The 12395-nt window shown below is 55.2% G+C and carries 8 protein-coding genes; 5 read left to right on the top strand and 3 right to left on the bottom strand.

Translation table 11 applies throughout. The features are described from left to right. The first annotated feature begins 295 nt into the window (after window positions 1-295). The 5 genes from ACSBQT_RS03475 to ACSBQT_RS03455 all read left to right on the top strand — a co-directional run bounded on the left by ACSBQT_RS03475 (window position 296) and on the right by ACSBQT_RS03455 (window position 5950). A complete protein-coding gene (locus ACSBQT_RS03475) occupies window positions 296-1618 on the top strand; it encodes an NAD(P)/FAD-dependent oxidoreductase (RefSeq protein ID WP_435000958.1) in 1323 nt (440 codons plus the stop codon). A gap of 279 nt (window positions 1619-1897) precedes the next feature. Beyond that, window positions 1898-2458 carry a hypothetical protein gene (locus ACSBQT_RS03470; protein ID WP_410709785.1) on the top strand — a complete coding sequence of 187 codons (561 nt, stop codon included), beginning with the start codon at window positions 1898-1900 and terminating at the stop codon, window positions 2456-2458. A 238-nt stretch (window positions 2459-2696) separates the two neighbouring features. Further along, a complete protein-coding gene (locus ACSBQT_RS03465) occupies window positions 2697-3599 on the top strand; it encodes a YceI family protein (RefSeq protein ID WP_435000887.1) in 903 nt (300 codons plus the stop codon). Between the two features lie 138 nt (window positions 3600-3737). Continuing rightward, window positions 3738-4661, top strand: a complete 924-nt coding sequence (locus tag ACSBQT_RS03460; protein WP_410709783.1) for an LCP family protein — start codon at window positions 3738-3740, stop codon at window positions 4659-4661. A gap of 437 nt (window positions 4662-5098) precedes the next feature. Next, window positions 5099-5950, top strand: a complete 852-nt coding sequence (locus tag ACSBQT_RS03455; RefSeq protein ID WP_435000886.1) for a hypothetical protein — start codon at window positions 5099-5101, stop codon at window positions 5948-5950. Window positions 5951-6275: 325 nt separating this feature from the next. Here ACSBQT_RS03455 and ACSBQT_RS03450 read toward each other — a convergent pair whose 3' ends face one another. The 3 genes from ACSBQT_RS03450 to ACSBQT_RS03440 all read right to left on the bottom strand — a co-directional run bounded on the left by ACSBQT_RS03450 (window position 6276) and on the right by ACSBQT_RS03440 (window position 12378). Then, window positions 6276-7979, bottom strand: a complete 1704-nt coding sequence (locus ACSBQT_RS03450) for a hypothetical protein (RefSeq protein WP_435000884.1) — start codon at window positions 7977-7979, stop codon at window positions 6276-6278. A gap of 263 nt (window positions 7980-8242) precedes the next feature. Beyond that, a complete protein-coding gene (locus tag ACSBQT_RS03445; protein ID WP_410709780.1) occupies window positions 8243-9238 on the bottom strand; it encodes a polysaccharide pyruvyl transferase family protein in 996 nt (331 codons plus the stop codon). Beyond that, window positions 9235-12378 (bottom strand): glycosyltransferase, encoded by a 3144-nt coding sequence (locus ACSBQT_RS03440; protein ID WP_435000882.1) that lies wholly within the window; start codon window positions 12376-12378, stop codon window positions 9235-9237. Before ACSBQT_RS03440 ends, ACSBQT_RS03445 begins: the two co-directional genes overlap by 4 nt. Between the last annotated feature and the right edge of the window lie 17 nt (window positions 12379-12395).

Here is a 12395-nt window from a genome sequence, read left to right as displayed (position 1 = left end):
TTAGATGACTTTGCAGACCCACTGGAACATGCGGTGTTTCGATGAACCCCAGCTGAAGATGCCCCCAGTGAGACCTGCTCCGGAAGAAGCATTCGCTGCTGCACAATCGCTCCGTTTCGGGACACTCCCGGGTTCTGCTGAAGTCCCCGATCCGCGGCATTCCCGTTGGCGAGATCTGCATCAGCCGTCTCGGACATCTCCGCTGCCGTCCACGGTCGTCGGCACGTCCGCTATGACCTGAGCTGGCGTTCTCGGTCTCAAAGCCCACAGCATTCCGATGATTCGATTTTCCACGGTGGCGCGACGCGTATGCTGGTGTCGAACCGAGAAGAGGAGAATCGTGGACGCCGACGTTGTAGTCGTGGGAGCAGGTCTCGCAGGCCTGCAGTGTGCCAGACGGTTGCAGCGCAACGGCTTGACTGTCCAGGTCTGCGAATCGAGTGATGGTGTCGGCGGTCGCGTGCGCACCGATCGAATCGACGGCTTCCTCTGTGACCGCGGGTTTCAGCTGCTCAATCCCTCGTACCCTGCAGTGCGCGCCTTCATCGACGTCGCCTCACTGGACTTGCAGACTTTCGGCGCCGGAGTGATGGTCCGCAAGGGACAGCGTCTGACCACGCTGCGCGCATCCTTGAGCCGGCTTGGCCGCGAGTCATCGGTGTTGAGCTCTGGACTGATTAAACCGAAGGAGATCCGCGGGCTTCTGAGGTGGCTCGGGCCGACTCTGCTGCGGCCATCGTCAGCCTCGCGGGCGACGCGGGACTCAACTCTCGCAGACTCTTTAGATGTTGCGGGAGTCACGGGAGCGTTGCGCCATGACGTCATCGACACGTTCCTCGCCGGTGTGCTGGCCGACAGTACTGGCGCGAGTTCGGCAAACTATGCTCGCCTGCTGATGAGATCGTTCGTGCGCGCGATCCCCGGTCTGCCCAGGGGAGGCATGGCTGCTCTGCCCGAGCAGATGGCGGCGTCTCTCGAAGCGCCCGTGCGCGTGAACACCGCCGTACGAGACCTTCGCGAGACCGACAATGGTGTGGAAGTCGACACCGACCGGGGACGGATACGGGCGCGTGTCGCTGTCACCGCAGTCGGTGCTGAGGATCTCGAGGAGCTGACCGGCGAGAAGACTCCTCCTACTCGCGGACTGACGACCTGGTGGTTCCAAGCTCCGGAACCTCCTCTCGAGGATCCGCTGTTGGTGCTGGATGCCTCGGCTCCCCAGGGAGGCCCAGATGGGCCCGTCTGGCACACTGCAGTCGTCTCAAATGCAGCACCGAGCTACGCGCCTGCGGGATCGGCGCTCATTGAGGCAACGACGCTGCTCGATCGGCCCGACGGTCTGGCCGACGAACGGGAGATCCGGCAGCATCTCGAACGCATCTACGCCACGTCGACCCGCAGGTGGCAGGTTCTGATCAATCATCGGCTTCCGCACGCACTGCCGGCCTCGGCTCCCCCGCTGATCGACCGATCGGTGCAGCGGATCTCCGAGAGAATATTCGTCTGCGGCGACCACCGTGACACCGGCTCGATCCAAGGCGCTTTGGTCTCCGGTGATCGAGCCGGGCAGGGAATCGCCGGAATACTCTCAACTGCCTCCCGCCGTTCCGACAACTAACCTAGTGCGAAACGATGACCGCAACCTGCGGAACTCCCCCATCTGTGTCGGAGGAGTCCGGGTATGCCCCGGGCCTAGCCATCATGACCACCCCCATCCGACGGGCTGTTGCGGCCCTCCTGACCTGTCTCTTCACTGCGGCCGCCTCCTTGGGCTGTGCCGCCGCAGACACTTCAAGTCCGGATTCCCTGCTCGTGGCCGTGTACCGCGGTGAGGCCGCGTGCGACGGGTGCCCCGAGACGGTCGCACAACGGCTGAGAGCCTTTCACCGACGTCGAGGTGGTCTTCATCGGTCGCGATGAACGTCTGCCGCTGCAGGCCGATTCCCTTGCAGACGTGGACCTCTACCTCCAACCCGGTGGCGGGGATGACATCGACGCTGCCGCCGAAGCGCTGCCGCCTCGATTCGTCGGGGGCCTTGAACAGTATGTTGCAGATGGCGGTCGTTACCTCGGTCTGTGCATGGGCGCCTACCTGGCGGGGCCGGTCGCCCTCGGTCTCGTCGAATCGGACCTCGACGGTGAGGTCGGTCGTCCCGAATTCCCAGTCACCGACAGCAGAGAGACCGTGGTCGACGTCGCCTGGATGGGTGATCATCGCCAGACATTCTTCCAAGAGGGCGCAGCCCTTCCTCCACCCGAGGATCGCGCCGCCGTGTTCGCGCGCTATGGCAACGGCGACATCGCCGCAGCACGCTACGACCACGGTGACGGTATGGCAGGTCTGGTCGGCCCGCACCCCGAGGCTGACCAGACCTGGGCGGACAAGGCGGGAATTGCCGATCCGGACGGAGACGACTGGAATCACGCCGTCCCCTTCGTCGCGGCACTGTTGAATTGACTTTGATACGAGGGCGAAAATCGAGTCTGCAGCGGGTGATCTCTGAACCGGACGGTCGGCGGTCGACGTCAGCGCCGCCATCGCCTCACCAGCCCGCACCGAGGTGGCACACACCCGACCGCCCGTGTAAGACTACGTAGGCGATTGCTTTTTCAATGATCGCTCGATCTGCGAATTGGCACACCGACTACGACAGCCTCCTCTACAGGAGCGCGGAGGAACCGAAGGAGCTGCCCCCATGACAGAAAATCCTGGGATCATAGGTCATTGGGACATCGATCCCTCACATTCTCGACTGGGATTCTCCACACGCCACGCCATGGTCTCGCGTGTGCGCGGAGCGTTCAATGATGTCTCCGGCTTCGCCGACATCGCCGAGGACCTCGCCGATTCGACCGCCGAGGTCATCATCCAGACCGCGAGCGTCGACACCCGCAGCGCGGACCGGGACACCCACCTGCGCTCGGCTGACTTCTTCGACGTGGAGACCTACCCGGAGATTCGCTTCGTCTCCTCGGCCATCGACGAGGTCGACGAAGGCTCCTATATCGTCACCGGTGAGCTGACGATCCGTGATACGACGAAGACCGTCTCCGTTCCTCTCGAGTTCATCGGCATCGACACCGACCCGTTCGGCAACCTGCGCGCCGGCCTCGAGGGCTCGCGCCGCATCGACCGCAAGGACTGGGGCGTCACCTGGAATACGAAGCTCGATTCCGGTGGTGTCCTCGTCAGCGACAAGATCACGCTCGAATTCGAGCTCTCCCTGATCAAGAACCTCGCCGAGGATGCCCCCGCCGATTCTGCGGACACCACCGATGAGGACGAGGCCCCCACCGAAGCACCGGCGCCCGTCGCTGAGGCGGCCCCGGCTCCCGAGGCTCCGCAGCCCGAAGCTCCGGAGTCTGTGACCCCGACCCCAGTCGCTGACGAGACTGCCCCGCCCGCGCCGAAGGCTCCGGAGAGCGCAGCATCGGAGGCCCCGAAAGCAGAGCCCGCCGCCGAGCAGTTCCCTCCCCCACCCCCGGTCAAGCCGGCCGAGACTCCAGCTGAGAAGCCGGCAGAATCGGCACCGGAAGCCAAACAGTCGGAGACTCAGTCGTCCGGGGGCGCCTTCGGAAAGCTCTTCGGCCTCCGCTGAGTCCAGCACTCCTCCGCTGACTTCAGCGGCCCAGCACAGCAGTCTTCACCGCGGGTGAGATCGGTACACGAGCCGATCTCACCCGCGGCTATTATTGGGACCATCACCATGTGACCTGACAGAGGAAGTGGGACTGCCATGGCCAAGCTGACGAAGATGGTTTCCGCCATCGGTTCTCTCAAGGACCTCAACTCCGCCCGCGCCGAGTTCGATGACGCGTCGAAGACCATCCCCGCCGAGGCGGCCTTCCCACCCGCAGACATCCGTCCGAACGCGGACGATTCCCGTACCTTGATGCTTCGGGTGACGAATCCCGGAAACCTCGCCGAGGCGGCCCCGCAGTCATCGAGCCAAGGTGACATCTTCGCGGTCATCCATGTACCCGCCGCTGGCGAGTTCGCCGCAGCCCTCGTTCTCAACCCCTCCACTCAGATTGAGGCCGGTCAGACTTTCGCGACCATCGCCGACGAGGGCGGGTGGCCGGTTGTCGTCGCCATGGTTGAGGAGTTCCTCGGCCTCCGCATCGATCACATCGCGCAGCTGGAATCAAACGCGCTCGGGCGCGTCATCGACGAGCTCGATGGTCTGCAGGTGTACAGCCGCGCTGCGTTCAGCGCGAGCAGCACCGACTTCGTCGAGGGAACGAACAACCTCGACGGAGCGACATCGTCGATCTTCACCGCAGCGGACCCCGTCGATGATGCCGGCCAGACGCGAACCCGCAACCAGCGCGCGGTGGTGCGTGCGCTCGTTCAAGCACTCAAATCGGGCGGACTGGTCAAAGATCCTAACAAGGGCGCGGCCGTGCTCGGTCACTTCGCTTCAGGGATTCAGCACAACGCCGAGTTGACGACAGGTGAGCTCGTCAAGATCGCCAATGGTCTCCGCACGCTGCAGAATGAAGACATCGCTGTGGTCACCGTGCCGACGAACTCGCGTCGCGAGGATGATGGCACAGTCATCATCGACTTCGACCCCGAGGCGGTTCCGGCGCTGAAGAACGCTTTGGCCAGCAACGACCTCGCAGACTTCTTCCGATACCTCGTGTCCGCAGGATATTGAACAATACTCAACCAAATGCCCATAGCCCGATCCAGAACCATTAAGGTGCCGACTCAAACATTCCCACAATAAGGCGTCAAAAAGCCGACTTTCAACAATCCTGGTGCCCCGGGGACAATCTCACTCAACCCACAGCTGAGGAGCAAATCAGAAACGGACGAGTAATCCCAGGCCTCAGCACAGTTCTAGAAGTCAACACTAGAAATCATCTCCGCAGAAGACTTCGCCAGACGAGCATCAAGCTCGGCGAAGGCGATCGAACATTTAACCCAAGTCGCAAACACGTCTCATCCGCCCTCCGACTGGTCGACAGCCTCGTTCAGTTCGAACTTCATACAGTCCCAACTCCGCAGCAGGGCTGTGATTTGTAATATCTTCGCAGGATGGACGATCAAACCCACTTTGGTTCCTCGCTAAGGTGCGGATACTATCAGTTCATGACGATGCGCCAAATCCACACCTCCACGCCTCCGACCCGATTCAAATCAGTCGAAGATTTCCTGCAAAATCGCGAAACCATCCGAGGCACTGTGGAAATTGAGCTACACGGCGTACCATTTCACTTCTTCTATGACTGGCGTGATTCAGACACGACACTCGTAACATTCTCTGGAACATCGTCAGCGAAAATGCAACACGTCCCAGCATGGATTGGCAATAGCGTTTCCGCGGGCCTTGGTATCAATCGAATACTCATTTCAGATCCCAGCATAATCCTGTCCACCGAGTTGCGACTTGCATGGTACGCAGGAAACTACCAACAGCCCCTACTTCAAGAAGACATCGCGCAGTTCCTTACAAAGGTTACAGCCAGCACCCGCCCCATCTTGTTTGGCCCATCAGGAGGCGGGTTTGCAGCCCTACTCCAAGGCGCAGTACTCCCAGACTCCACCGTTGTCGCGTCAAACCCTCAAACAAATATCGCAAAATTCACAAAAGCCGCGGTGGACAGATACATGCAAATCGCATGGGGCCAAGATGAGCTCGATTCAGCTTGGCCGCCGTTCACACACGAAGTCATGCCGCTTTATGCTCGTCAGAATGAGGCAAAAGTAATCTACATCCAAAACGCTGGCGATGCTGACCACATCGAGAAGCACTACTCACCATTCAGTGATGAAGCACATTCCACTAACCACATCATCTATTTGATGCCGAACTTGGGTCCAGGGCACATAGGTCCGGACGGTCAGTCATTCACAAACATACTTAGAGCCGCCCGCGACAATTCCGATTGGAGTGCTCTAGCTTCAGCACTGAAGTCACTGGAAATTACGAGAAATACCTAACGCCGCGCACCCGCGCAACTAATCCCACCGAGTTGCAATGAACACCCTATAGAACAGGCAGTCGGATCTCGAAAAAACACTCAAATACCGAAAGAGCAGCCCCATAGGCATTAGATAGTAGCATCACGCTACGGCAAAATCAGCCACATTCAGCTCAATTAGTATCGTGAGTTCAATTCCACGAGTCGAAATCAGAGCACCCCCCCCCCCCCCGTGATTCAGTTCGTAACTCGAACTCGTGACTCAATTGCACCGAATCCACTGAGCACTTCCTGCAACACCCATAACTGGCCACACGAAATCAAAGAATACAAGAATTCAATATTTAGGCCACGGTACCTAACGCAATTAGCTTTCCAAGAGCACCAGCTTCTCTTGTAGCGGCACCAATTCGAGTTCGACTACCGGAGTTCAGTCCATCGATTTTCTCTATAATGCTTTCAGGCACGACGTCACGGAAGTCTTTAACGCCGGCGTAAGCAAGCGGCAGCAGAGTCGATGGGTCCAAGTTGCCCTCATACCCCGCTGAACGAGCAAGTTCCGTCTGAGAAATGCACGTACCTTTGGCAGGTTGCGGAGTACCGTACTGCACGTAGGGACTCAGGTGATCGGCTTCGATTGGCCCACCGAGTTCATCGAGACGCTTCTCAACGTAGTGCTCGGATACATTCTTACGCACGTCGTCGAACGGAGCAGTGGCCATTCCCGGGTTCAGTTTGATCAACAGGTCCAACACAACGCTCGGTGAAGTCTTTCCTGGCGCAGGAAGCTCATTCTCGCCGGATCGGCTAAGACCAATCAACGGGATCTGCGCTGCTGGGCGAGCGACATAATCACTACTCAGTGTGGATCTCCCCCCATGTATCGCATTTCGAAATCCGATGTAATGCCACTCGGATCCCCATTTGTGTTCCCTTGAAATACCCATAGCCTCTAGCGCTCTAGCTGCTTGAGCCAATGCCTCAGGTGGCATATTTATCGCCTCAAGAGGACGCCACCCAAAATTGCCTTTAGAGATTTCTGCACCCTGACCACCAACTGCAAAGACGGGAATCGGTCGATGCCTAAATTTCGCTGGCATGTAGAGCGCGTCGTACAGTCCCATCCCAGTCGCAGCCCAGCCCGCGAGCAAATCGTTGGATGTCAGAGAACCCTGCACATTGCTACTCGGCTGATTCAATGAAAATCCAAACTTTTCACTCAGTGCAACTGCCACAGCGTAATCCTGATTATCGTTGAGGCGAGTCTTCTTGTTAGTGCTGGCTATGTGCAAGTTATCCTGCATGTCCGCTGCCAGCGCCGCAGCGAGACATACTCGAGAATCGGTTCCCCCTGATAGCCCCAGCGTTGTAAGACTTTCAGACGCCGCATAGGTCTTGAAAGTGCGCACCATACGAACAGCTGACTCGTTCACTGCATCCGCGTGATCTGCAAATGACCCGCGGTAAAACTCAGAGAGATCCATAGGGTACTCTTCCAGGTCACCGTTACGTCCATCTATTACTAGCTCGGTGGCGGGCGTCGCGTATCGAATCTCTTCACAGAATGTTTCCCGCCCCATCTGTTGAAGACTCATCGAATTTAACCACATCCGCCCGAGAATTGTCTCGCTATTTGGGGTTCTAGAAAATCCGAGTTCCTGACGCATCATGATCAGCGTCAGATATGAATCAGAAACGGCGGAAACTCCACCGTCGTTGAACCAGCACATCGGCACGAACCCGTACGAATCAGCTCCAACGCGTACTTCGGCCGCGCTGAAACGGGCAGTAAAGTAGCTTCCTTCAATTGGATGGCTGGGTTCCGGCAATTCTGAAGAGGGTGCACCTGCGAAAACCATCGCTGCCCTAATGTGATCGATCCCATAGCCTTGGAAGATTGCCCCATTGCTAACATAACCTGAGTTTGAAACGTAAAGCAGACTCATCCCACTGCCCAACGCCAGAATGTCGGTCTCTTCAGGTACGAATAGCTGAGAGACCCGGCGAATCCTTGACTCATCGCCAACAGCTAGTACGTATCCGCTCATTGGATAACCTTTCTCAGACTAATTGACATTCGCGCCAAGTACCCATTTCTAGCTATCCCCTTATCAACGACATTGTTTGATGACGATTATTCTCTTGAAAGTGTCGGCGCCAACTCTTTCGTGGGGTTGGGCGAAGAAATTCAGCGGGGACGCGCGAATAGATGAAGCCGACAACAGTGCGGGCGGCCCAAGCGCATTTCAAAAATTAGAATCCGGGCCGCCCGAAGCTAGCAGCTTGTTCGACTACGCAACGTTATCGTCGTTTATGAACCGCTCAGTGCTTTAGCGAGTTCTTTTCGTAACAACTGGTACCCGTCTCGTGCACCGTAGTACAGAGACGCCCGAACTTTCTGATGAACCCGTGAAGGATACTTTACAATCCTGTCAGCAAGGCCCTCATTTGTGTAACTGACAAGCATCTCAGGCCGTTCGATCATCCTGAGGAAGTTTCGGTTCTTCGGGGTTACAGACATGGCAACGGCGGGCACACCGTACATCGTAGCGACGACTAGACCGTGGAATTTGATAGTTGCCAACAATCCAACCTTGGAAATTTCGACGCAGAGTTCGTCTAACGACTCCGAATGAACAACCTCGTCACCCGGCTGAGCAAGCTCGCGTGCAAGGGCGAGATCGCCCTCTCCAAGGGAATCAGTCGCAAGTGCAATATGCCGTATTCGATAGCCCATGTCACGAGCTCGAGTAATCGCTGCTTCAAGATGACTCAAATCGTCGCTACGAGAACGGTGCTCGCGCATGACGACGCCGAATACATCCTTTTCACTCTTGCCGGGACTCGGCCGGTCGAGAGCGCAGACTGGATCCGGGTACCATGTCAGTTTATCGCCGGGATCAAGGTTCTCTTTGATCCAGTTATAGCTCTCAACATCCCGGGCGACTATCAGTTTACAGTTCTCGTGCGCGAAGAAACGCCGATAAACATCCAACACGTGCTCCCGCCTAAATGGCTGATTTGGAACACCAAGCCCGTAGACAAATGTAGGCTTCCTAAGATATTCAGTCTGCCAATAAAGATCACTCACTCGCAGTGGGTTGAGCAAATCGCCACCACCGATGAGAATAGCGTCCGACTCGTCTACAATCTCCGACACTGGTCTCGAAAAATATGGTTGGACCAGCAGGTCATTGGCTACGTTGAGCTCGTACTCCTTACCAAGCTCCTGCCGATGAACTTTCAAGAACAGTTCATCGCCGAAGTTTCCCCATCCAAAATATCCAACAAGTGCGATCTTCTTCATCGCGCGTCCTCACTGTCGACGATAATATGGTCGTTCACATCAATATTCAGGCCGTACAGACCTGCAATTTTGTTCACTATTTCAATTGCATCGTTTCGATCAGATTCAGTCACAAGATTCAATTTTGGCACATACCAATTCTCCAAAAAATTGTAGAAATGATGACTGACATACTGATCTATTAGCTGATGGCGCTTCAGTGTCTCCGTTTGAGCTTCTTCCATAATCAGCTTCTTCTCAAAGTAGGAGAGATCAACTGTATTCGTAACAGAATCAGGCCGCTCGGCGTAATAGATGAGGTGCACATCGTTTGTAAACGCCCCGTCTCCAGCCTTAAGAAGTAGCAGCCACCCAAACAGAGAGTCTTGCCCTGCTGCCTTCTCCACGAAACGAAGTTCACCGTCTTCGAAGAGTGATTTATCCATCACTGCAGCCTGCGTCGAGACTACAGGGAATCGTCCTCGCTCGAAGTAGCTGCCACGGAAGTCTCGGATTACAGACATGCTTTGGTTTGTATGACGGCCGGTCACCGTAGTCGAAGCGGCAACTTTCACTTGGTAGCCGGATACGAATTTCACTTCGTTGTATTCAGATCGAGCAGTTTCGAGTAGTTCGAGTAGTCGATCATAGCCCCCATCCGAAATTTCATTATCCGGATCTAGGAAAGCCAACAGCGGCGCGCTGGCAATCTCTATACCCTTGTTCCTGGGACGTGAAGCACTGCCGCTACCCCCCGGCTCAAAGAGGAATGCACGAACGTTGGGCATCTCACGCTCAAGACGCCGACAGATTTCAGGGGTGATCCCGTCCGTCGAACCGTCGTCGATCAAAAGTATTTCAAATCGGTCGCTCCTCGCATTTCGTAGAATGCTCGGTACGCATTTAGTCTCGAGGAAATGGCCGGCGTTATAGATCGGAACGATAATCGTCAGATCGAAGTTGTCATTAGAATTCTTCGATGCGGTATGTACGTGCTGACGAACAGAGGATTCAAACGGCGGAATCGCATAGCCATTCCCCAAATCTGGATTCGATCCACGTAGTATTTCGAGTCGTGCTTGAGGAGTCAGGGCTCGATTCGAATATATGGTCATAGCGACAGTCGCATCTGAAACATACTCGTGAGCCCGACCAACAACCTTTTCCGCCTGCACGGTCGAAGACTGCGTCACAAAATTAGAATCTGTGTACTTGAACGCGTTAATGCGATCTTGTACATAGTTCGGGCCGTAGGAATTCTCATACGATACGAATCCTATGTAGTCTGCAGCTTCAGCGGCTTTTGATGCAAACTGCTCGTCCGTGGACTCTACTAGTTTGACCCCTGGATATGATTGATTCTCAATCTCTTCCTTAAGACGATCATCAGCATGGGCGACAAAGAGTACAACAGATTTATCCGTGTAATGACCACCTTCGTCCAATCCCGCAAACTCCAGCATTCGTGACGATATGTCGAACGCCGTCCGGCTAGTCATTACATTTCTTACCTGCGCCTCATTGTTCTTCAACTCGCTCATCGTAATGGAAGAGCTAAAGTGACTGTCTAGTTGTTCAGGTTCAACGACTATTCGAATTTCTGGAAACTTGTTAAAGACAGAGTTGGAATAGTTGGAAATTAAACCCTTGCCTTGCGCCTGCAGCTCATATACTCGCATCGCGCACATTGTCGGACTCGATTTTATTGAATTGAAGTTCAAACTCCATCGAAACAGTTTATGGATTCGCTGGAGATCGTCGTGCGGGACAGGCTCTAAAGCCAGATCGGAATACTTTTGCGGAAAAGCATATTCTTCGTTTCCGAAATTGCGATCGATCAAGGTAAGATTATCGCCAGTTGATAATACGGAATCGAATATTGCATGCATATCTTCAATGCGCTCCTGGTAGCGCTTGGGATAGGAGCCTGCGAAAAAGGCTTTGTTGATTGCGTGCCTGTAAGATCCAATTGGATTGTTCAGATGAGGATTAGCTCCATATTCCAAATATGCAACACGGTCGTGCCCTAGAGTCTCGCGGTAACGATCTATGCAATCAGAATCGGATGTAAATACAAAATCGAACTTCTCCGCCACCGGCAGGAAATATTCAAAGTTGCTTGGATCTTCGATTGACTGAAAGACTGTGAGTTTTCCATGCTTTTTTGAATAGCCTATAAGTCTATCCAGCGCGCTCCGGGGTTCGTCTCTGAACTTGACGCCGCGCCAATCCTCGTTCGCCAGGCCTTTCCAACAAGAAACGTAAAGCAGAATGTCGAAGCCTTCGGAAAGAACGTCATCCACCGTCGAAGGTTTGACATAGGTGACCTGCTCGAAAGCATCCCTATAGAAGTTGTACATGTATTCGTCAGTGATGATAGCCACATGATATGGGTGTTTTCTCGAGAAATATTCTGAACCATTGCTTTGGGGCAACGTCGACGCCAACTCGAGGAGTAGCTCTCTGCTCAATTGTCTCGAGGCTATGGACCTCCCCGTAGCGGTGCTGCCGGCTTCGGCATCGATAACATCTCGTTCTACGCTCGAACGGATTTCCTCAAGATTCCGCTGAGCGCTACGACCAGCTTCTACTGCAGTATTCAGCGATCTTTGCAGGTCAAATAACGAATCCCGTTGATTGTCGCCGTGTGCGTTATCAGCTGCATATGAGACCGATACACTCGTAGCAGAGGGAATATTATTGGGCCGATCTACCTTATCGATACAAACTTCGTCGAGGACGAACTCTCCTTTACCGCGTAGTCGGATTGTGGGCATAACCCAGGCTACTGATGCTCCAGGTGTGTAGAGGGTCCGATCACCAGCTCTTACGACGGTGGTGCCCAGTCTTTCTCCTAGTTCGTTGTACTCGAGAATGTGAAGTTCTGGACGAAGACTGCTATTGGACGCTGCTTTGAGTTCCACGATGAACGCGCAATCCGCGGCTATTGCTGCATCATCGTCGAGTGTGAGCTTCTTAAAGTGTTTAGGCCGGCCGTTGAGAATAAAGTAGATTGATTCTGCAGAGGCCGTGTTTACTTCAGTCCGACCTTGTGAGTCCAATCTGACACGCACTCGGTCTTCGTGCGTGACAGACCATTCGTTAGGCGATTTGAGGTTGCTTCGGAAACCAACCAGAGGGATTGAGTTAGAATTCGACATCTAGGCGGTCCTCGTCG

This window comes from Brevibacterium sp. H602 (genome assembly GCF_051172395.1).
In the GTDB taxonomy this organism is placed as follows: Bacteria; Actinomycetota; Actinomycetes; order Actinomycetales; family Brevibacteriaceae; genus Brevibacterium.
This window is presented reverse-complemented; position numbering and strand designations above follow the sequence as displayed.

Excerpts from the sequence above, each read along its gene's own strand:
- ACSBQT_RS03465 (WP_435000887.1), top strand. The coding sequence starts at position 2,697 with ATGACAGAAAATCCTGGGATCATAGGTCATTGGGACATCGATCCCTCA.
- ACSBQT_RS03460 (WP_410709783.1), top strand. The coding sequence starts at position 3,738 with ATGGCCAAGCTGACGAAGATGGTTTCCGCCATCGGTTCTCTCAAGGAC.
- ACSBQT_RS03455 (WP_435000886.1), top strand. The coding sequence starts at position 5,099 with ATGACGATGCGCCAAATCCACACCTCCACGCCTCCGACCCGATTCAAA.
- ACSBQT_RS03450 (WP_435000884.1), bottom strand. The coding sequence starts at position 7,979 with ATGAGCGGATACGTACTAGCTGTTGGCGATGAGTCAAGGATTCGCCGG.
- ACSBQT_RS03445 (WP_410709780.1), bottom strand. The coding sequence starts at position 9,238 with ATGAAGAAGATCGCACTTGTTGGATATTTTGGATGGGGAAACTTCGGC.
- ACSBQT_RS03440 (WP_435000882.1), bottom strand. The coding sequence starts at position 12,378 with ATGTCGAATTCTAACTCAATCCCTCTGGTTGGTTTCCGAAGCAACCTC.